General features: G+C 62.6%; 19 protein-coding genes and 1 riboswitch. Of the genes, 13 read left to right on the top strand and 6 right to left on the bottom strand.

What is annotated here, in order from left to right; genetic code table 11:
• Positions 1 to 4 precede the first annotated feature (4 nt).
• A complete protein-coding gene (locus CSQ91_RS26240; RefSeq protein WP_257217485.1) occupies positions 5 to 2,089 on the bottom strand; it encodes a putative bifunctional diguanylate cyclase/phosphodiesterase in 2,085 nt (694 codons plus the stop codon).
• 235 nt (positions 2,090 to 2,324) lie between these two features.
• On the opposite strand from CSQ91_RS26240, the gene CSQ91_RS26235 reads away from it, so the two are divergent.
• From CSQ91_RS26235 to CSQ91_RS26180, 12 genes are all read left to right on the top strand, one after another.
• Positions 2,325 to 3,065 (top strand): Crp/Fnr family transcriptional regulator, encoded by a 741-nt coding sequence (locus CSQ91_RS26235; protein WP_034784790.1) that lies wholly within the window; start codon positions 2,325 to 2,327, stop codon positions 3,063 to 3,065.
• A gap of 44 nt (positions 3,066 to 3,109) precedes the next feature.
• Entirely contained in the window at positions 3,110 to 5,014 is a 1,905-nt protein-coding gene (locus CSQ91_RS26230) for a PAS domain-containing hybrid sensor histidine kinase/response regulator (RefSeq protein ID WP_240317681.1), read from the top strand.
• A 28-nt stretch (positions 5,015 to 5,042) separates the two neighbouring features.
• Positions 5,043 to 5,849: a response regulator gene (locus CSQ91_RS26225; protein WP_034784792.1), complete on the top strand. Its 807-nt coding sequence runs from the start codon at positions 5,043 to 5,045 to the stop codon at positions 5,847 to 5,849.
• A gap of 39 nt (positions 5,850 to 5,888) precedes the next feature.
• Positions 5,889 to 6,143: a hypothetical protein gene (locus CSQ91_RS26220; protein WP_034784794.1), complete on the top strand. Its 255-nt coding sequence runs from the start codon at positions 5,889 to 5,891 to the stop codon at positions 6,141 to 6,143.
• Between the two features lie 108 nt (positions 6,144 to 6,251).
• A riboswitch (TPP riboswitch) is annotated at positions 6,252 to 6,367 on the top strand.
• Positions 6,368 to 6,446: 79 nt separating this feature from the next.
• Complete coding sequence (gene thiC / locus CSQ91_RS26215; protein WP_034784795.1) at positions 6,447 to 8,360, top strand: phosphomethylpyrimidine synthase ThiC; 1,914 nt, start codon at positions 6,447 to 6,449, stop codon at positions 8,358 to 8,360.
• A 20-nt stretch (positions 8,361 to 8,380) separates the two neighbouring features.
• Positions 8,381 to 8,584, top strand: coding sequence for a sulfur carrier protein ThiS (gene thiS / locus CSQ91_RS26210; protein ID WP_070222852.1), 204 nt, complete (start codon positions 8,381 to 8,383; stop codon positions 8,582 to 8,584).
• A gap of 25 nt (positions 8,585 to 8,609) precedes the next feature.
• Positions 8,610 to 9,404, top strand: coding sequence for a thiazole synthase (locus CSQ91_RS26205; protein WP_099390046.1), 795 nt, complete (start codon positions 8,610 to 8,612; stop codon positions 9,402 to 9,404).
• Positions 9,401 to 10,168 (top strand): bifunctional hydroxymethylpyrimidine kinase/phosphomethylpyrimidine kinase, encoded by a 768-nt coding sequence (gene thiD, locus CSQ91_RS26200; RefSeq protein ID WP_257217484.1) that lies wholly within the window; start codon positions 9,401 to 9,403, stop codon positions 10,166 to 10,168. The genes CSQ91_RS26205 and thiD overlap by 4 nt, the downstream gene beginning before the upstream one ends.
• Positions 10,169 to 10,178: 10 nt before the next feature.
• Positions 10,179 to 10,802: a thiamine phosphate synthase gene (thiE, locus tag CSQ91_RS26195; RefSeq protein ID WP_099390044.1), complete on the top strand. Its 624-nt coding sequence runs from the start codon at positions 10,179 to 10,181 to the stop codon at positions 10,800 to 10,802.
• Positions 10,803 to 10,881: 79 nt separating this feature from the next.
• Positions 10,882 to 11,514 carry an ANTAR domain-containing response regulator gene (locus tag CSQ91_RS26190; protein ID WP_034749164.1) on the top strand — a complete coding sequence of 211 codons (633 nt, stop codon included), beginning with the start codon at positions 10,882 to 10,884 and terminating at the stop codon, positions 11,512 to 11,514.
• A 100-nt stretch (positions 11,515 to 11,614) separates the two neighbouring features.
• On the top strand, positions 11,615 to 12,721 hold the full coding sequence (locus CSQ91_RS26185) for an S-(hydroxymethyl)glutathione dehydrogenase/class III alcohol dehydrogenase (protein ID WP_034749160.1): 1,107 nt from the start codon (positions 11,615 to 11,617) through the stop codon (positions 12,719 to 12,721).
• A 200-nt stretch (positions 12,722 to 12,921) separates the two neighbouring features.
• Positions 12,922 to 13,776 (top strand): hypothetical protein, encoded by an 855-nt coding sequence (locus tag CSQ91_RS26180; protein ID WP_143451099.1) that lies wholly within the window; start codon positions 12,922 to 12,924, stop codon positions 13,774 to 13,776.
• Positions 13,777 to 13,789: 13 nt separating this feature from the next.
• Here the strand turns inward: CSQ91_RS26180 and CSQ91_RS26175 are convergent, their stop codons facing one another.
• Together CSQ91_RS26175 and CSQ91_RS26170 are read right to left on the bottom strand one after the other, a co-directional pair.
• Positions 13,790 to 14,314, bottom strand: a complete 525-nt coding sequence (locus CSQ91_RS26175) for a GNAT family N-acetyltransferase (RefSeq protein WP_099390042.1) — start codon at positions 14,312 to 14,314, stop codon at positions 13,790 to 13,792.
• Positions 14,311 to 14,586 carry a hypothetical protein gene (locus CSQ91_RS26170; RefSeq protein WP_099390041.1) on the bottom strand — a complete coding sequence of 92 codons (276 nt, stop codon included), beginning with the start codon at positions 14,584 to 14,586 and terminating at the stop codon, positions 14,311 to 14,313. Before CSQ91_RS26170 ends, CSQ91_RS26175 begins: the two co-directional genes overlap by 4 nt.
• 114 nt (positions 14,587 to 14,700) lie before the next feature.
• Here CSQ91_RS26170 and CSQ91_RS26165 point away from each other — a divergent pair, with 114 nt between their 5' ends.
• The gene (locus CSQ91_RS26165) at positions 14,701 to 17,010 is read left to right on the top strand and encodes a UvrD-helicase domain-containing protein (RefSeq protein WP_099390040.1); all 2,310 of its coding nucleotides are present in this window, start codon (positions 14,701 to 14,703) and stop codon (positions 17,008 to 17,010) included.
• A gap of 64 nt (positions 17,011 to 17,074) precedes the next feature.
• Here CSQ91_RS26165 and CSQ91_RS26160 read toward each other — a convergent pair whose 3' ends face one another.
• From CSQ91_RS26160 to CSQ91_RS26150, 3 genes are all read right to left on the bottom strand, one after another.
• Positions 17,075 to 17,866, bottom strand: a complete 792-nt coding sequence (locus CSQ91_RS26160; RefSeq protein ID WP_034784808.1) for a BPSS1780 family membrane protein — start codon at positions 17,864 to 17,866, stop codon at positions 17,075 to 17,077.
• 2 nt (positions 17,867 to 17,868) lie between these two features.
• Complete coding sequence (locus CSQ91_RS26155) at positions 17,869 to 18,825, bottom strand: homoserine kinase (protein WP_099390039.1); 957 nt, start codon at positions 18,823 to 18,825, stop codon at positions 17,869 to 17,871.
• Positions 18,826 to 18,908: 83 nt separating this feature from the next.
• Positions 18,909 to 19,304, bottom strand: a complete 396-nt coding sequence (locus tag CSQ91_RS26150; protein ID WP_070278239.1) for a hypothetical protein — start codon at positions 19,302 to 19,304, stop codon at positions 18,909 to 18,911.
• Between the last annotated feature and the right edge of the window lie 268 nt (positions 19,305 to 19,572).

The following is a 19,572-nucleotide window of genomic DNA, read 5'->3' as shown; positions in this document are numbered from 1 at the left end:
CACGCTAGGCGGGCAGCATGCTGCCTTCGTGCAGCAGCGCTTCGAAGGCGGGGGCGGCCAGGGGGCGGCTGAACAAATAGCCCTGCATCTGGTCGCAGCCTTGCTGGCGCAGGAAGGCCAGCTGCTGTTCCGTTTCCACACCTTCGGCGATGACTTTCAGGCGCAAGCTGTGCGCCAGCGAAATGATGGCGCGCACGATGGCGGCGTCGTCGTCGCTGTGCGTGATGTCGCTGACGAAGGTTTTGTCGATTTTCAGCACGTCGATAGGGAAGTGGCGTAGGTAGGCCAGGCTGGAATAGCCGGTGCCGAAGTCGTCGATGGACAATTGCACGCCCAGCGCCTTCAGGTTGGCCATGATGGCCGTGGCTTGCTCCACGTTATGCATGACCATGCTTTCCGTCAATTCCAGTTCCAGATGGGCCGCATCGAGGCCTGTCTCGGCCAGTGCCTGCGCCACCGCGTGCAGCAGATTCCTTTGCTTGAATTGTCGCGCCGACAGATTGACGGCCAGGCGTAGCGGGCCATGGCCGGCCAGTTGCCAGGCACGCGTCTGGGCGCACGCCGTGCGCAGCACCCAGTCGCCAATGGGGGTGATCAAGCCCATTTCCTCGGCCAGGCCGATGAAGCTGGCAGGTGGAATACGTCCCAGTTGCGGATGTTGCCAGCGCAGCAGCGCTTCCATGCCCACCACGGCGCCGCTGGCCAGGTCCAGCTGGGGCTGGTATTCGAGGTGGAATTGCCCGCGTTCCAGGGCGTGGCGCAACTCGCTCTCCAGCCCCAGGCGCTCCAGGGTGCCCGCATTCATGCCCGAGGCATAGAATTGCCAGTGGCCCCGTCCCTGTTCCTTGGCGCGGTACATGGCAATGTCGGCGTGCTTGATCAGGGTGTCGGCATCGTCGCCATCGTCGGGATACACGGCCACGCCCATGCAGCAGCTGAGAAAAAATTCATATTCGCCCAGTTGCAGCGGCTGCGCCACGGCGTCCTGGATGCGCTGCAGAATGGTCGCGCCCGGTTCGCCATTGCCATGCTGGGGCAGCAGCAGCACGAATTCGTCGCCGCCCAGGCGTGCCACCGTGTCGACTTCGCGCGTGGCGTCGCGCAGGCGTTCGGCCACGCTTTTCAGCACCAGGTCGCCTGCATCATGGCCCAGGGTATCGTTGACGAATTTAAAGCGGTCGAGGTCGATGAAAACCACCCACAGGGGAAGGCCGCTGCGCCGCGTCACGGCCATCGCCTGCTCCAGCCGTTCGCGCAGCAGTGCCCGGTTGGCCAGGCCCGTCAGGATATCGTGCCTGGCCTGAAATTCCATTTCCTGTTCGAAACGCATGACGGTGCTGATGTCGTATTGCGCCACGACAAAGTGACTGAGCGCGCCATCGCCATCGTCGCGCACGGGCGCGACGAACAGCTCGCTCCAGTAGCTGCTGCCATCCTTGCGGAAATTGCGCACGATGGCCTTGCCTTCGCGCTGTTCGCGCAGGGCCGCCGTAATGGCGTGCATGTCTTGCCGCCCCTGCTCGGGACCTTGCAAGTCTTCCAGGCGCTGGCCGATGACTTCGCCGGCCGTATAGCCGGTGATGCGCTCGAAGGCGGGGTTGACGTATTCGATCAGGTAGCCCGGTGCGTCGGCGCTGCACAGGATGATGGCATTGGCCGACACTTCGATGATGCGTTCGCGCAGCCGCAGCGACTTTTCATTGTGCATGCGCGCGGCGATGTCTTCGGACAGGCGCAAATTGGCAAACTGCAGCGCCGCCGTGCGCTCGCCCGTGATGCGGGCAATCACGGAATTGCGCGACACCAGCTGATACACATACGCGGCCGCCAGCAGGCTCGACAGCACACCACCGAGCAGTACATACAGCGAGCCGCGATGGCTGGCGTCCAGGCCCATGCCTTTGGCCGGCAGCAGGGCGGCGCCCAAGGTGTGCCCGCTGGCGTGGTACTGCAGCAGCAGCCGGGTGCTTTCCGACTCGATCTGGCGTGCCGAGGCGTAGCACAGTGCCGTCAAACACAGCCCGAACGCCAGGGTGAGCAGGGCCGAGGTAGAAACAGAAATGGAGATGCGCTTGAAGAATGATTGCATGGTGGCCCCGTGGCAGCGCCGGTGCCGATCCATGATCAGGCAGGCCGGGCAGTGACTGACTGTAGGGCGGGCGGCGAAATGTCGTCCGTTCGCTACCGAACGGACGGGCATGCCGACAAGAAATATAGTCGGGTCACTGTGCAAGCGCTGTGTTACGCTGCACTACATGGCGCCCCTCGTTCGGACGCCTTTCAACTATCCCCTAGCTGACGACTGGAAAACAGGAAACCTGCCCATGTCGAGTCTGCATGCCCAGCTACACAACCCGAATCAAAACCATTTGCTCGCCGCCATGCTCGACGCCGATTTCGCGCGCCTGGCCCCCCACCTGGAGCAAGTATCCATGTTGCTCGGTGACGTGATCTACGATTCGGGCGACAAGCTGCAGCATGTGTATTTCCCCACCACGGCCATCGTTTCCATTCACTACCTGCTGGAAAACGGCGGCTCGTCGGAAATTGCCGGCGTCGGCAATGAAGGCGTCGTGGGCGTGTCGCTGTTCATGGGCGGCAATTCGACGCCGAGCCGCGCCGTCGTGCAGACGGGCGGCGTCGGCTACCGGCTGAAGGCGCATTTGCTGATGGAAGAGTTCGACCGCGCCGGTCCCGTCATGCGCTTGCTGCTGCGCTATACGCAAGCGCTGATCACGCAAATGTCGCAAACGGCCGTCTGCAACCGCCACCATACGGTGGAGCAGCAGCTGTGCCGCTGGCTGCTGCTGACCATGGACCGCCTGCCGAACCGCGAGCTGACGATGACGCAGGAGTTGATTGCCAACATGCTGGGCGTACGCCGCGAAGGCGTGACGGAGGCGGCCGGGCGTCTGCAGGCGCGCGGCTTCATCAGTTACCGGCGCGGCCATATCTCCGTGCTGGACCGTGCCGGCCTCGAAGGCCATGTGTGCGAATGCTATGGCGTGGTCAAAAAGGAATTCACGCGCCTGTTGTCGGATGTGCGCCAGCGCCAGGCGCACTGAACACCGCATCTTTTTTTTATCGTTGTTACAGCTCAGGCTAGCCCATGCAATCTGTTGAAAATATTCCCCCGCGCGCACCGTCGCGCTGGCCCATGGCGCTGGCGTTTTCGTTCAGCGCCATCGTGCTGCTGGCCATCGGCCTGCTGGCCTGGCGCGCGCCGTTCGAGACGGCATGCGTCATCGACGCGCTGGTCTTCTTGCTGCTGATGCTGCTTGTCGCGCTGTACCGGCGCACCTTGGCGGCCAGCCTGCCGCGCCAGCTGCTCAAGGCGGGCGCCTTGCAGGATGCGATTTTCAACAGCGCCAATTTCTCGTGCATCGCCACCGATGCGCAGGGCGTGATCCAGATCTTCAACGTGGGCGCCGAACGCATGCTGGGCTATGAAGCGAGCGACGTGGTGGACAAGCTGACGCCGGCCGGCATTTCCGATGCGCAAGAAATCGTCGCGCGCGCGGCCGCCCTCAGTGCCGAACTCGACAGGGTCATCACGCCCGGCGTGGAAGCGCTCGTGTTCAAGGCCACGCGCGGCATCGAAGACATTTATGAACTGACCTACATCCGCAAGGATGGCAGCCGTTTCCCGGCCATCGTCTCCGTGACGGCCTTGCGCGACGTGCAGAACAAGGTCATCGGTTACTTGCTGATCGGCACGGACAATACGGCACGCAAGCAGGTCGAGGCGGAACAGGCGCTGCTGGACCAGCGCCTGCGCGAACAGCAGGCGTATACGCGCTCGCTGGTAGAGACCAACAATGCGGAGTTGAAGAAGGCGCGCCTGGTGGCGGAAAAGGCCAACCGCGCCAAGTCCGAATTCCTGTCGAGCATGAGCCACGAATTGCGCACGCCCCTGAATGCCGTGCTGGGCTTTGCGCAGCTGATGGCGTCCGACGTGCCGCCGCCGAGCCCGCCGCAGCAGCGCTCGATCGAACAAATCCTCAAGGGCGGCTGGTATCTGTTACGCCTGATTAACGAGATCCTCGACCTGGCCATGATCGAATCGGGCAAGGTCACCTTGTCGCAGGAAGCCATGTCCCTGCTCGACGTACTGCAGGATTGCCAGGCGATGATCGCGCCGCAGGCGGAAAAGCGCGGCATCCGCATGCACTTCCCCCGCTGCGGCCAGGCATTCTATGTGCATGCGGACCGCACGCGCGTGAAACAGGTGATGGTCAACCTGCTGTCGAACGCCATCAAGTACAACCAGGGCGGCGGCACCGTTACCGTCGATTGCAGCCAGCGCGGCGCCAAGGTGCGGGTCAGCGTGCGCGACAGTGGCGTCGGCCTCGATGCGGGCCAGGTGGCACAGTTGTTCCAGCCCTTCAACCGCCTGGGACAGGAAAACAGCACGGAAGAGGGCACGGGCATCGGTCTCGTCGTCACCAAGCAATTGATCGAATTGATGGGCGGCACCATCGGCGTCGACAGCACGGTGGGCGTGGGCACCACGTTCTGGTTCGAGCTCGCTTCGAGCAGCGCGCCGGCATTGGTGCTGGGCGACGGCGACGCGCTGCCGCAGGTGCAGGTGCCGCAGGAAAGCCAGCGCACCTTGCTGTACGTGGAAGACAATCCCGCCAACCTGGCGCTGGTGGAGCAACTGATCGCCCGCCGCAGCGATTTGAAGTTGCTCACAGCCATCGATGCGCACTTGGGCATCGACCTGGCGCGCACGTATCAGCCGGACGTGATCTTGATGGATATCAACCTGCCCGGCATCAGCGGCTTCGGCGCACTGCATATCCTGCACGACGACCCGCTCACCAGCCACATTCCCGTGATGGCCCTGTCGGCCAACGCCGTGCCGCGCGACATCGAGAAAGGCCTGGAAGCGGGTTTCTTCCGCTATTTGACCAAGCCGATCAAGGTCGTCGAGTTCATGGATGCGCTCGACGTGGCCCTGCACCATGCGGCCGCGCACGGCCTGGCCGACGACACTCACGCAGTACGCTAATTCAGCACTTAATTTTAGGAATACCGCCATGCTTCAAGCCACCGAGATCCTGAACGCCAGCATCCTCATCGTTGATGACCAGGAGGCCAACGTCATGCTGCTGGAACAGGTGCTGCGCAATGCCGGCTATACGCGCATCACCTCCACCATGGATCCGCAAGCCGTGCATGCGCTGCACCAGCAGCACCGTTACGACCTGATCCTGCTCGACTTGCAGATGCCGGAAATGGATGGCTTCGAGGTGATGGAAGGCTTGCGCGACATCGAAGCGGGCAGCTATCTGCCCGTGCTGGTGATCACGGCCCAGCCCGGCCACAAGCTGCGCGCGCTGCAAGCGGGCGCCAAGGATTTCGTCAGCAAGCCCTTCGACCTGGTGGAAGTGAAAACGCGCATCCACAACATGCTGGAAGTGCGCTTGCTGTACCAGAAGCTGGCCGAATACAACAAGTCGCTGGAACAGATGGTGGAAGCGCGCACGGCGGAGCTGCGCGAAAGCGAAGCGCGCTTCCAGCGCTTCACGGAACTGTCGTCCGACTGGTACTGGGAACAGGATGCGCAAGGCAATCTGACGCGCTTTTCCGGCCCCGTGGCCGAAATGCTGGGCATTGGCAGCGAGGAAGAGCCACAGCGCTGGAACGCCACCGAACGCGCGCTGCTCGACGCAAAAATTGCCGCACGCGAACCGTTCCTTGATTTCATCTACAGCCGCGCCAACCTCGACGGCAGCACGCAGTACCTGCAAGTGAGCGGCGAACCGATGTTCGACAATGGCAGCCGCTTCATCGGCTACCGCGGCATCGGCCTCGATGTCACGGAGCGCTTGCGCATCGCCTGATTTATACTTGGTGCCATCCACATCCACAAGGAAAGCATCATGGCTGACAAATCTCCCTCCTATTGGTTCCCCGCCAAGACCTATGGCTGGGGCTGGGGCTTGCCCATCACCTGGCAAGGCTGGCTGGTGTTCCTGGCCGCGCTGGCGCTGTTCGCCTGCGGCGCCTTCCTGTTTCCGCCGCAAACCATGCTGGTCGGCTACATCGTCTATGAAGTGGCCATCGTTGCCGTGCTCATTTTCATCTGCCAGCTGAAGGGCGAACCGACCAGCTGGCGCTGGGGCAAGAAGAAATAAGCGCGATGGCGTCTGTTGCAATGCAGCAGATGCGCAAAGACGACACCTGCAAGAAATCATCTGGCCACGCGGCGTGAACCGCGTATAATTGGCTCGCTGCCGCAAGGCGGCAAACGCTAGGGGTCCTGCCTTTCGCTGTGGAAACACGGTGCAAGCGCGGGTGAGAAATACCCTCCGAACCTGATCTGGATAATGCCAGCGAAGGGAAGCTTTAGGATGAACGCACCCCGCTTTTCCGCGTGCGCGCAGCCGAACCTCCTTAGCTGGCTCCAGGCTTAAAAATAGTCTAGCCAAGGAGCCAAAATGAACGCCAACCCGAAATTCCTCTCCGCCACCGCCACGGTCGACGAAGCCGCCATCGCGCCGCTGCCCAATTCGCGCAAGATTTACGTGCAAGGCAGCCGCCCCGACATCCGCGTGCCGATGCGCGAGATCAGCCAGTCCGATACGGAAGCGTCATTCGGCGGCGAAAAGAATCCGCCGATCTACGTCTACGACACCTCCGGCCCCTACACGGACCCGGACGTGCAGATCGACATCCGCTCGGGCCTGGATACGCCGCGCCTGCCATGGATCATGGAGCGCGCCGACACGGAAGAATTGCCCGGTCCGACCTCCGATTACGGCATCGCCCGCCTGGCGGACCCGAAACTGGCCGAGCTGCGTTTCAACTTGCACCGCAAGCCGCGCCGCGCCATTGCCGGCAAGAACGTGACGCAAATGCATTACGCGCGCCAAGGCATCATCACGCCGGAAATGGAATTCGTTGCCATCCGCGAAAACATGCGCCGGCAGGAATATTTGCGCGAGCTGAAAGCTTCCGGCCCCATGGGCGAACGCCTGGCCGACCTGATGGGCCGCCAGCATCCTGGCCAGTCGTTCGGCGCCAGCATCCCGGCGGAAATCACGCCGGAATTCGTGCGCGAGGAAATCGCCCGCGGCCGCGCCATCATTCCGGCCAACATCAACCACCCGGAAGTCGAACCGATGATTATCGGCCGCAATTTCCTCGTGAAGATCAATGCGAATATCGGCAATTCCGCCGTGACGTCTTCCATCGGCGAGGAAGTGGAAAAGATGACCTGGGCCATCCGCTGGGGTGGCGACAATGTGATGGACCTGTCCACAGGTAAACATATCCACGAGACGCGCGAATGGATCGTGCGCAACAGCCCCGTCCCCATCGGTACCGTGCCCATCTACCAGGCGCTGGAAAAGGTCAATGGCAAGGCCGAAGATCTGACGTGGGAAATTTTCCGCGACACCCTGATCGAGCAGGCCGAGCAGGGCGTCGACTACTTCACCATCCATGCGGGCGTGCTGCTGCGCTATGTGCCGATGACGGCCAAGCGCTTGACGGGCATCGTCTCGCGCGGCGGCTCCATCATGGCGAAATGGTGTCTGGCGCACCATCAGGAATCATTCCTGTACACGCATTTCGAAGAGATCTGCGAAATCATGAAGGCGTATGACGTGTCGTTCTCGCTGGGCGACGGCTTGCGTCCCGGTTCCATCTACGACGCCAACGACGAGGCGCAGCTGGGCGAACTGAAAACCCTGGGCGAACTGACGCAGGTTGCGTGGAAGCACGACGTGCAAGTGATGATCGAAGGTCCGGGCCACGTACCGATGCAGCTCATCAAGGAAAACATGGACTTGCAGCTGGAGCAGTGCGGCGAAGCGCCGTTCTACACCCTGGGGCCGTTGACGACGGATATCGCGCCCGGCTATGACCACATCACCTCGGGCATCGGCGCGGCCATGATCGGCTGGTATGGCACGGCCATGCTGTGCTATGTGACGCCGAAGGAACACCTGGGCCTGCCCAACAAGGCGGACGTCAAGGATGGCATCATCACGTACAAGATCGCGGCGCATGCGGCCGACCTGGCCAAGGGCCATCCGGGCGCGCAAATCCGCGACAACGCGCTGTCGAAAGCCCGCTTCGAATTCCGCTGGGACGACCAGTTCAACATCGGCCTGGACCCGGACAAGGCGCGCGAATTCCACGATGAAACCCTGCCCAAGGATTCGGCCAAGGTGGCGCATTTCTGCTCCATGTGCGGCCCCCATTTCTGCTCGATGAAGATCACGCAGGAGGTGCGCGAATACGCGGCCGGCATGGGTATCGCGGAAGACAAGGCGCTCAAGCAGGGCATGGAAATCAAGGCCATCGAATTCATCAAGAACGGCGCCGAGCTGTACCGCAAGGTCTGAAGGAGAGCGTGATGCCTGCATTGATATCCATCACGCTCAACGGCGCACCGCACCAGGTGCCGCCGGGGCAAACCCTCGATCAATTGATCGCCGCCCTGTCGCTGGAAAACCAGGCGCTGGCGCTGGCCGTCAACCGCAACGTCGTGCCGCGCAAGGCGTGGCCAGGGCAGGTCTTGCAGACGCAAGATCAAGTGGAAATAGTACGCGCCATCGGCGGCGGTTAAGTTGAGAATAGAGAAGGAAGAACACATGAACACCGCAACAAACAACGACCTGCTGACCATTGCGGGAAAACAGTACCCATCGCGCCTGCTGGTGGGCAGCGGCAAGTACAAGGATTTGCCGCAGACGCGCGAAGCGACGGATGCGGCGGAAGCGCAGATCATCACGGTGGCGATCCGCAGGGTCAACATTGGCCAGGACCCGAACGCGCCCAGCCTGCTCGATTTCGTGCCACCGGACCAGTACACGATTTTGCCGAACACGGCCGGCTGCTACAACGCAAAAGATGCCGTCTACACCCTGCAACTGGCGCGCGAGCTCCTGGGCGGGCGCAATCTGGTGAAGCTGGAAGTGCTGGGCGACGAAAAAACCTTGTTTCCGCACATGCCGGAAACCCTGGTCGCGGCAGAAGCGCTGGTCAAGGATGGCTTCGACGTGATGGTCTACTGCAGCGACGACCCCATCCAGGCGAAGATTCTGGAGGACATCGGCTGCGTGGCCGTCATGCCGCTGGCGTCGCTGATCGGCTCGGGCATGGGCATCCTGAATCCGTGGAACTTGTCGCTGATCATCGATCAGGCGAAAGTACCCGTGCTGGTGGACGCAGGCGTGGGCACGGCGTCGGATGCGGCCATTGCCATGGAACTTGGCTGCGATGGCGTGCTGATGAATACTGCCATCGCCGGCGCGCGCGACCCCGTGCGCATGGCGCATGCCATGAAGCTGGCCGTGCGGGCCGGGCGCGAAGCATTCCTGGCGGGACGCATGCCGCGCAAATTTGCCGCTTCGCCATCGTCGCCGATGGCGGGCCGCCTGGCGTGAAGCCGTGGAGCCGGCCGACGGTGCTGGTGTTTGCCGGCGCCGATCCGTCCGGCGGCGCCGGCATCGCCGCCGATATCGTGGCGATTGCCGCGCAGGGCGCGCATGCCTTGCCTGTCATCACGGCGCTGACGGTGCAGGACAACGACCGCGTGTTTGCTGTCGAGCCTGTGGCCCCGGAATTGCTGCGCCGACAAGCGCAGGCGCTGATCGACAAGATCGCCATCGATGCCGTGAAGATCGGCATTCCCGGCAGCGCCGCGAATGCGGCCGTCATTGCGCAACTGATCGCGCAATTGCGGCTGGTCTGGCCGGATTTGCCTGTCGTGCTCGATCCCGTGCTGGCCAGCGGCCATGGCGACGTGCTCAGCCGGGACGACGCCGTGCTGGCGCTGGCGCCCTTGCTGCCGGTGACTACCGTCATCGTACCGAACGGGCCGGAAGCGGCGGCCCTGGGCGGCGAGCAAAACCTGCGCGCGCAAGGCTGCAAGAACGTGCTGGTGACGGGCGGCCATGGCGAAGGCGAGGTGATCGTCAACCGCTGGCACGATGGCGAGGACAGGGCGCGCGAGTGGCGCTGGCCGCGCCTGCCCGGCGAATTCCACGGCAGCGGCTGTACCCTGGCGTCCGCCATCGCGGCGCGCCTGGCACTGGGCCAGGCATTGCCCGAAGCGCTGGATGGCGCGCAAAGCTATTGCCATGCGGCCCTGGCCGGCGCGTATGCGGTTGCGCCAGGCCAGCTGATGCCGCAACGATTCATTCAATAAGGAAAACATCATGCGTGGACTGTATCTGGTTACCCCGAACTGGGATGACACCGACCGCCTGCTCGATATCACGGAACAGGCTTTGCACGGTGGCGTGGCCCTGCTGCAATACCGCCACAAGAGCGCCGAGGCGGAACAGCGGCGCGAGCAGGCGGGCGCCTTGCTGGTCCTGGCCCGCAAGTATGGCGTGCCTTTCATCATCAACGATTTTATCGAGCTGTGCGAAGAGCTCGACGCGGACGGCGTGCACGTGGGCGGCACGGATGCGTCCGTCGCGCAGGTGCGCGCGCGCCTGGGCAAGGACAAGCTCGTCGGCGCCTCGTGCTATGGCGACATGGCCCTGGCAAGGACGGCGCAGGCGGGTGGCGCCAGCTATGTGGCCTTCGGCGGCTTCTATCCCTCGCTGGTGAAAAAGTATCCGGTCACAACACCATTGGATATCGTGGTGCAGGCCAAGCGCGAGATCGCCTTGCCCTGCGTGGTGATCGGCGGCATGACGCCGGAGAACGCGGCGCCGCTGGTGGCGCGCGGCGCCGACATGGTGGCGGCCATCAGCAGCGTCTTTGGCAAAGAATACCAGGCGGACGATGTGAATATTGCGGTGCAGCAATTCAATCACTTGTTTGCGGCATGAGCATGCGGGTGCAGGGCTGGTTTGGGCGGATAATCGGCATATAATAAGAGCATCATTCATTACCGAGGTCCCTTTGCCCATGAGTCAGCCAGCCGCCGCGAAACGCCTTATCCTGATCGTTGACGATGACCAACTCCTGTTGGAATTCCTCGGCGAAGTCCTGCGCCATGCCGGCTACGAGACGGCCCTGGCCCATTCGGCCGAAGTGGCGCTGCAGCTGATTGCCCAGCGCGAGCCCGACCTGGCCTTGCTCGACATCCATATGCCGGGCATGTCCGGCCTGGAGCTGGCCAAGCGCCTGCATGGCGAAACGGCCGTGCCGTTCATGTTCCTGTCCGGCAGCGGCGACAGCGAATCGGGCAAGCAGGCGGCCGCCTATGGCGCCGTCGGCTATGTCGTCAAACCCGTCGACGAAGGCCGCTTGATGCCCGCGTTTGAAGCGGGTCTGGCGCGCGCCGATGAAATCCGCCAGCTCCGGCGCACCGAACTGAACCTGAATGCGGCGCTGGCCGCCGGCCGCGAAACCAGCCTGGCTGTCGGTTTGCTGATGGGCAAGTTCCAGACGGACCGCAACACGGCGTTCGAAGTGCTGCGCGACCACGCCCGTTCCAGCCGCCGCAAGATCAATGAAATCGCCAGCCAGCTGCTGCTGGCCGAAGAAACCCTGAACGGCCTGCACGGCGCCTTTTTGAACCGGGCGAAAACCAAGTAAGCGTTGCACCGGCGCCGGCGTGGCACGTCGGCGCCTGCCTTGTTATGATGTGGCGATACGGCGCGCTGGCGCGCCTGGTTCAACCATAGACAGGACACACATGAAAACCAAAGCAGCGATTGCATGGAAGGCGGGCGCTCCGCTGACGATCGAAGAAGTCGACCTGGCCGGCCCGCGCGAGGGCGAAGTACTGGTCGAGATCAAGGCCACCGGCATTTGCCATACCGATTACTACACCCTGTCGGGCGCCGATCCGGAAGGCATCTTCCCGTCGATCCTCGGCCATGAAGGCGCCGGCATCGTCGTCGACGTGGGCCCGGGCGTGAAAAGCCTGAAGAAGGATGACCACGTCATCCCCCTGTACACGCCGGAATGCCGCCAGTGCAAATTCTGTCTGTCGCAAAAAACCAACCTGTGCCAGTCGATCCGCTCGACCCAGGGCCGCGGCCTGATGCCGGACGCGACTTCGCGCTTTTCCATCGACGGCAAGCCCATCTTCCATTACATGGGCACATCCACCTTCTCGAACTATATCGTCGTGCCGGAAATCGCCCTGGCGAAGATCCGCGAAGATGCGCCATTCGACAAAGTCTGCTACATCGGCTGCGGCGTGACGACGGGCGTGGGCGCCGTGTTGTTTACGGCCAAGGTGGAAGCGGGCGCCAATGTGGTCGTGTTCGGCCTGGGCGGCATCGGCTTGAACGTGATCCAGGCGGCGAAAATGGTTGGCGCCGACAAGATCATCGGCGTGGACATCAACCCGGCGCGCCAGGCCATCGCGCGCAAGTTCGGCATGACGCATTTCGTCAACGCCAACGAGGTGGAAAACGTTGTCGACACTATCGTGCAGCTGACGGACGGCGGCGCCGACTATTCATTCGAATGCATCGGCAACACCACCACCATGCGCCAGTCGCTCGAGTGCTGCCACAAGGGCTGGGGCCAATCCATCATCATCGGCGTGGCGGCGGCCGGCCAGGAAATTTCCACCCGTCCATTCCAGCTTGTGACAGGACGCGTGTGGAAAGGTTCCGCCTTCGGCGGCGCGCGGGGACGCACGGACGTGCCGAAGATCGTCGACTGGTATATGGAAGGCAAGCTCAATATCGATGATTTGATCACACACAGGCTGAAGCTCGATGATATTAATCAAGGTTTCGACTTGATGAAGAGCGGTGAATCGATCCGCTCCGTCGTGCTGTATTAATTAATTGAAATTTAATTGAAATACGCCGTACCACGGCGTTTTTGCGGAGGCTGCGGCCTCCGTTTTTTTTTGTCCGGATGCCATCCATCGCCGGTGTTTGCCATTCAGCCAGGTCTTTTTGCAGCCTGTCGCAGCGCGCTGGAGGCCAGGTTCGGTTGCCGCTACAGTCAACGTTCCACTACTTTTGCGACGAGGCAGCCATGTCCACTTCCCACCGTTTGATCCTCAGCCTGGCCGGTATCCTGCTTGGCGGCAGCGCGCTGGCCGTGCAGCCGCCGCAACCGCCCGCGCCACCGGCCGCACCAGCCGCGCCCAGCGTGCAGGTCAGCCGTTCGCTCGACAAGGGCGAAAGCTATGCGCTGGTCGATGGCACGAGGGATAGCGAGGGCGTCATCGTTATCGACAGCGATATTCATTCGCAGCAGGTGGAAAAGCTCAAGCGCTCGATCAAGGGCCCCTTCCTGTGGTTCCGCGATCAGGGACAGGCTTACGTGCTGCAGGATACGGCCTTGCTGGGCAAGGTGCGTACGGCATGGCTGCCCTCGAAACAGCTGGGCAAGGAGATGAGCGCGCTTGGCGATCAAATGGGCGCGCACGGCAAGGCCATGGGTGAAATGGGCCGCAAGATGGGCGCCCGCAGCCTGGAAAAGGGCAGCGCGCGCGAGTCGGAACAGCTGCGCGCGCTGGGCCGCCAGCAGCAGGAGCTGGGCCGCAAGCTCGGCGACGCCTCGCGCCGCCAGGCGCTGGCAACGAGCGGCACGGCGCGCCGCGCGGCCGAGCGCGACGTGGAACGCCTGCAGCAGCAGATGGAAGATGCGCAGGAAGAAATGGAAGAGATCAACGACCGCATCGCCGACGTGCACGAGCGCGAGGCCGAGAAAATGGAGCAGATGTCGCGCCAGATGGAGCAGCGCAGCAAGCCGATGGAAGCGCTGGGCAAGCAAATGGACGACCTGGGCCGCCAGCAGGAAAAAGTCGTCAAGATCGCCGACAAGACCACGCGCCAGGTGATCGCCCAGGCGCTCAGCGAAGGCAAGGCAAAGCTGGTGCGCTGAATGCTGTGCTGAATCAGCGGGCCAGTGGCTTGCGCATCAGGCAGCGCAGCGCCGGGTCGTGCCCGTCCTGCGCTTCGCGCGCCAGCTTGAGCGCGTGACCCGCGCCCAGCGCCGCGGCCTCGATTGCGCTGAAACCGTGGCGCGCATAGTAGGGCGCGTTCCATGGCAGGTGGCGATACGTGCTCAGTGTCAGGCATGCGCAGCCCAGCGTCCGGGCATGGGCCGCCGCCGCGTCGAGCAGGCGCGCCCCCAGGCCCTGCCGTTGATGCGGCAGGGCAACGGACAATTCCACGATGAACCACTGGCCGTCGAGCGGCTGGGCGGCCAGGAAACCCGATGGCCGGTCCAGGCCATCGGCGGCCACCCATACGCCGCCATGCTGCTGCAGCATCTGCAAGGTGCTCAGTGGCAAGGGTTCTCCCTGCGCCAGCCACGCCAGTTCGGGGCCTGCGTGGGCAAACAGCGCTGCGGCGCTGCGCTCGACCTGGGCCAGCAGGGGCAGGTCGGCGCCGGTGGCTGCGCGGATGGCGTAACTCACGGTGTGTTCCACACGGCGGCCACGGCGCGGTATTGCGCCGGCAGCTGCTCCCTGGCGTCGTCCTCGCTGGCATACACCTCATCCTGTACCGTTTCCCAGTGCGCGTCGCAGCTGAAACGGTAGACTTGCGCCTCGTCCCCGTAGCGGCACACGGCCAGACCGTGGATGGCGATGGGGGCGGCGCCGTCTTCATTGGTGACGTGGCCGAAAGGCAGGCCGGACCAGACCCAGGCCAGTACGCGGGCGCCGTCGAGGTGGCTGGGAGGTGTCATGGGCATGTTTTCGTCAGCTGTGCAGTGATGCCGATTGTAGCGCGCACGCGGCGAATACGGCGCGACCGCTGGACAAATGCACAGTATTTTTAGCCATGCCGGTATAATCACGGGATGCAAAATCTTCTTCACAACCTCAATCCCGAACAATTGGCTGCCGTCACCTTGCCGGCGCAGCACGCGCTGATCCTGGCAGGCGCCGGTTCTGGCAAGACCCGCGTGCTGACCACCCGCATCGCGTGGCTGATCCAGACCCAGCAGGTATCGCCGCCCGGCATCCTGGCCGTGACGTTTACCAATAAAGCCGCCAAGGAAATGCTCACGCGCCTGTCGGCCATGCTGCCGATCAACACGCGCGGCATGTGGATCGGCACCTTCCACGGCCTGTGCAACCGCCTGCTGCGCACGCACTACCGCGACGCGGCCTTGCCGCAGACCTTCCAGATCCTCGATTCCCAGGATCAATTGTCGGTGATCAAGCGTTTGTTGAAGGCGAATAATATTGACGATGAAAAATTCCCGCCGAAGACGGTGATGTATTTCATCAACAATGCCAAGGACCAGGGTTTGCGCGCCACGGACGTGGAAGCGTACGACGCGCACGAGCGCAAGATGGTCGAGCTGTATCAGCTGTACGACGACCAGTGCCAGCGCGAAGGCGTCGTCGATTTCGCGGAATTGCTGTTGCGCACGTATGAATTGCTGAGCCGTAACCAGCCTCTGCGCGAGCACTACCAGGCCCGTTTCCGCCACATCCTCGTGGACGAGTTCCAGGATACGAATAATCTGCAATACAACTGGCTCAAATTGCTGGCCGGCCACGGCAGCCGCGATGGCGGTGCCCTGTTTGCCGTCGGCGATGATGATCAGAGCATCTATGCGTTCCGCGGCGCCAACGTGGGCAACATGAGCGCTTTCGAGCACGAGTTCCAGGTGAAGAACTTGATCAAGCTGGAGCAGAACTACCGCTCGCACGGCCACATCCTCGACAGCGCCAACGTGCTGATTGCGAACAACAGCAAGCGCCTGGGCAAGAATCTGCGCACGGACGCGGGCCATGGCGAGCAGGTGCGCGTGTATGAGGCCAGTTCCGATCTGCAGGAAGCGCAGTGGATCATCGAAGAGGCGAAAAGCCTGATCGCCGATGGCGCTTCGCGCAGTGAAATCGCCATCTTGTACCGCTCGAATGCGCAGTCGCGCGTGATCGAGCATGCGCTGTTCTCGGCCGCGATTCCGTATCACGTGTATGGCGGCCAGCGCTATTTCCAGCGCGCCGAGGTCAAGCACGCGATTGCCTATTTGCAATTGATGGACAATCCGCACAACGATTCGGCCTTCCTGCGCGTGGTCAATTTCCCCACGCGGGGCATCGGCATGCGCTCGATCGAGCAATTGCAGGCCGCGTCGGAACAGTACGGCATTTCGCTGTATGCGGCCGTGCCGTATGTGGCGGGCAAGGCGGGCAGCGTGCTGGCCGGTTTCGTCAAGCTGATCGAGGGCGTGCGTTTCGAAACGCAGCAATTGTCCTTGCCGGAAATGGTCAGAGTGGTGCTGGAAGCGAGTACCTTGCTGCAACATTATCAAAAAGAAAAAGAGGGCGCCGACCGCATCGAGAACTTGGAGCAGATGGTCAGCGCGGCCAGCCAGTTCATTTCCGAAGAAGGTTTCGGCCAGAGCGCGCCGGCCCATCTGGGCCCTGCCGCCCAGGCGCAATCGGGCGCGCCCGTCGTCAACCAGGACGGCATCGAAATCCTCGATGCCGACGCGCCGCTGCCGGCCGTGATGTCGCCGCTGTCCGCCTTCCTGTCGCACGCGTCGCTGGAAGCGGGCGACAACCAGGCGCAGGCGGGCCAGGATGCGCTGCAGATGATGACCGTGCACTCGGCCAAGGGCCTGGAATTCGACAATGTCTTCATCACAGGCCTGGAAGAGGGCCTGTTCCCGCACGAAAGCAGCTCGAAGGAAGACAACGGCGTGGAAGAGGAACGCCGGCTGATGTACGTGGCCATCACGCGCGCGCGCAAGCGGCTGTACATGAGCTTTTCGCAGACGCGCATGCTGCATGGCCAGACGCGCTACAACATGAAATCGCGCTTCTTCGACGAATTGCCGGAAGAATCCTTGAAATGGCTGTCGCCGAAGGTGCAGGCGAACTGGTTCGGCAACCGCAAGTCGGCCTGGGACGAGGCGCCCAAGGTGGCCAGCCTGGGTTCGGACAATGCGATTGCACAAAAGATCGCGCAAAAAGCCACGGGCGGCGGCTGGCGCATCGGCGAATCCGTGGCGCACACCAAGTTCGGCGAAGGCGTGATCGTCAATATCGAAGGCGGCGGCGGCAATGCGCGCGCGCAAATCAACTTCGGCCAGCACGGCATGAAGGTGCTGGACCTGGGTATCGCCAAGCTGGAGAGATTAGGGCGTTGAACTCCCTGAGGCCAGAAAAAAGGGCAGCCTGCGCAGGCTGCCCTTTTCTTATGCGGCGTAGCAATCAGTCGTTCGGCTTGTCCAGCGACACCGTCTTGCTCTCATCGACGGGCAAGCCGAAGATCTGGCGGTAGGCGGCGTAGAACGAGCAATGCATGATGATGGTGAGAATCATCGACAGCGGCATCATCAGCTGCATCATCAGCGGAGTGCGGCCAAAGATGACGGCCAGCAATTGGCTGGTGACGACGCTGATGGCGAACCAGGTGGCGGCGAAGACGATGAAGGCCGACAGCGAACGCCAGACGGCAAAAAAGCTGAAGAACAGCGCCTTGCCCAGCCCGGTTTGTTTCCAGTAGATCAGCGGTGCGGCAAAGCAGAAGGCCATGGCGGCCGGCACGTACAGCACGATGGCCAGCAGGATGCCGAGGCCCAGGCGCGATTCGGGGATGGCGGTGCGCGCCGCTTCTTCCGTCAATTGCCCGGTGACCAGTTGCCACAGCAAGCCGTCGTCCACCAAAGTCGAGGCACCGATGGCCACGATGGCCATCAGGATGTACAGCACGCCCAGGCCGAACAGGGAAGGAAACGCGGGCTTGCGGAAGCCCGAGATCAACAGGCTGGGCAAGACGCGCTTGCCCTGGTCGATGTTCAGGCAGCCTTGCACGAAGGCGACGGAAAAGACGGGGACCAGGATGACGGGCAGCATCTGGCCGAGCACGGGCACGATGCTGACGGCCAGCATGCAGAACATATAGCCGAGAAACAGCATCGACATGCCGCCAGGTTGCTTGCGAAACAGGGCGAAGCCTTGTTTCACCCATTGCCAACCTGTACTTGCAGGTAATTTTTCCATGTTTAAAACAGTTCCGGAGCAGGTGTGGCGATACGTTCGCGCAGAATGCGTTCGAAATGCGTGGGATCGTGCGGGGTCAGCATTTCCGCTTCGCGCGGCTGGTAATAATCGTACAGGCGCGACAGCCAGAAGCGCAGCGCGGCGGCGCGCAGCATCGGTTGCCATGCCGTTTGTTCTTCGTGCGTAAACGGGCGCACGGCCTGGTAGGCGTCGAGCAGGGCGCGCACGCGCACCGTGTCGAGCACGCCCGTGTCCAGGTCCACGCACCAGTCGTTGACGGTGACGGCCACGTCGAACAGCCAGGTGTCGCAGCCGGCAAAGTAAAAGTCGAAAAAGCCCGTCAGTTGTTCGCCGTCAAACATGACATTGTTGCGGAACAAGTCGGCATGCACGGGACCGCGCGGGATGGCTTTATACGTATCGCAGGCAGCAAACGCGTCCTGGAAATGGATTTCCGCGCGCAGCAAGTGCGCTCTGGCATCGTCGAGGTGGTGCAGAACGAGGGGCGTGGTGGTGTTCCACCAGTCCAGTCCCCGCAGATTCGGCTGTTGCAGGGGGAAGTCCTGCGCCGCCAGGTGCATCTTCGCCAGCATGGCTCCCACGGCCGCGCAATGCACGGCCTGCGGCGCCATCTGCGAGCTGCCGTCGAGTTTGCTGACGATGGCGGCCGGCTTGCCTTGCAGGGCCGTCACCAGTTCGCCGTCCGCATTGGCGATCGGCGCCGGCACCAGTACGCCCCGGTCCGCCAAATGGCGCATCAGTTGCAGATAAAACGGCAATTGCTCGAAGCTGAGGTTTTCAAAGATCGTCAGCACGTACTCGCCGCGCTCCGTGCTCAGGAAGAAATTGCTGTTTTCGATGCCGGACGCGATGCCCTTGAGCGCCAGAGGTTTGCCGAGTGGAAACTGCGTGATCCACTGGCCGATATCGTCCAGGTGTAGCGCGGTAAAAACTGCCATGGGAAAGAGAGGATTGGTCTAAAAGGTCAAAAAAAGCCGGCTGCCCCGCAGATGGCCGGGGCAGGGCAGAAGAGAGTGGCTGCTTACTTCGCTGGTGCTGGCGGTGCTGGTGCGTCCGCTGCCTCTTCATCGCGTTGTTTCTGTTTCTTCTTGCCCAGATCAAATTCCAGTACTTTCCATTGCGGGCCGCGCAAGGCGCCGCTGTGGGCCTGGTCACCGCCGGCGGCCGGCTTCATGTAATAGGTGCTGCCGCCGCTCGTCACTTTCACTTCGGACGTCACGCCCGCTTCGCGTTTCTCGGTAATCTGCTGCTTGGCTGCGGCCGGTGCCACGGTGATGGGCGCTTCGCCCATTTCCTCGATACGTTCGAGCTGCGGCGGCGCGTCGCTCGGTTTGGCCGGCGTCTGGGCGCTGGCGATGGCCGAACATGCCAGCAGGGGCAGGGCGAGGAATGTCCAGAGTGTCGATGTACGCATCATGATGGGTTCGCTTCCATGTGTGGGACTGCAGCGCGTGCAGTGGTGTAGTGCCGTCAATTTATCTATAAGGCATTGTAACAAACTGGTAGGCAATGCTGCTTAATACGGCTGATTAATGCGCCGAAATGGCCCGCAGCGGCCGCCCGCGCGCCCGCATGGGGCTGCCGGGGTGATAAAAACGCCAGGAACGGCACGCGTTGCGGCCGGTGGCGTGGCCCTAAACTCTGCGATAATTGTGCGATATTCCGCCCGTCCGCCGCTGTTTCTT

Origin of the sequence: Janthinobacterium sp. BJB301, from assembly GCF_002735685.1 — a bacterium.
Lineage (GTDB): Bacteria > Pseudomonadota > Gammaproteobacteria > Burkholderiales > Burkholderiaceae_D > Janthinobacterium > Janthinobacterium lividum.
Note: the sequence above shows the minus strand (reverse complement) of the source record. Positions and strands in the feature narration are given on the sequence as shown.

Bases quoted from the DNA above. Each gene is read 5' to 3' on its own strand.
- thiE (WP_099390044.1), top strand. From the start codon at position 10,179: ATGCGTGGACTGTATCTGGTTACCCCGAACTGGGATGACACCGACCGC.
- CSQ91_RS26185 (WP_034749160.1), top strand. From the start codon at position 11,615: ATGAAAACCAAAGCAGCGATTGCATGGAAGGCGGGCGCTCCGCTGACG.
- CSQ91_RS26165 (WP_099390040.1), top strand. From the start codon at position 14,701: ATGCAAAATCTTCTTCACAACCTCAATCCCGAACAATTGGCTGCCGTC.
- CSQ91_RS26235 (WP_034784790.1), top strand. From the start codon at position 2,325: ATGTCGAGTCTGCATGCCCAGCTACACAACCCGAATCAAAACCATTTG.
- CSQ91_RS26220 (WP_034784794.1), top strand. From the start codon at position 5,889: ATGGCTGACAAATCTCCCTCCTATTGGTTCCCCGCCAAGACCTATGGC.
- CSQ91_RS26160 (WP_034784808.1), bottom strand. From the start codon at position 17,866: ATGGAAAAATTACCTGCAAGTACAGGTTGGCAATGGGTGAAACAAGGC.
- CSQ91_RS26205 (WP_099390046.1), top strand. From the start codon at position 8,610: ATGAACACCGCAACAAACAACGACCTGCTGACCATTGCGGGAAAACAG.
- CSQ91_RS26150 (WP_070278239.1), bottom strand. From the start codon at position 19,304: ATGATGCGTACATCGACACTCTGGACATTCCTCGCCCTGCCCCTGCTG.
- CSQ91_RS26190 (WP_034749164.1), top strand. From the start codon at position 10,882: ATGAGTCAGCCAGCCGCCGCGAAACGCCTTATCCTGATCGTTGACGAT.
- CSQ91_RS26180 (WP_143451099.1), top strand. From the start codon at position 12,922: ATGTCCACTTCCCACCGTTTGATCCTCAGCCTGGCCGGTATCCTGCTT.
- CSQ91_RS26155 (WP_099390039.1), bottom strand. From the start codon at position 18,825: ATGGCAGTTTTTACCGCGCTACACCTGGACGATATCGGCCAGTGGATC.
- CSQ91_RS26170 (WP_099390041.1), bottom strand. From the start codon at position 14,586: ATGACACCTCCCAGCCACCTCGACGGCGCCCGCGTACTGGCCTGGGTC.
- CSQ91_RS26230 (WP_240317681.1), top strand. From the start codon at position 3,110: ATGCAATCTGTTGAAAATATTCCCCCGCGCGCACCGTCGCGCTGGCCC.
- thiC (WP_034784795.1), top strand. From the start codon at position 6,447: ATGAACGCCAACCCGAAATTCCTCTCCGCCACCGCCACGGTCGACGAA.
- CSQ91_RS26240 (WP_257217485.1), bottom strand. From the start codon at position 2,089: ATGCAATCATTCTTCAAGCGCATCTCCATTTCTGTTTCTACCTCGGCC.
- CSQ91_RS26225 (WP_034784792.1), top strand. From the start codon at position 5,043: ATGCTTCAAGCCACCGAGATCCTGAACGCCAGCATCCTCATCGTTGAT.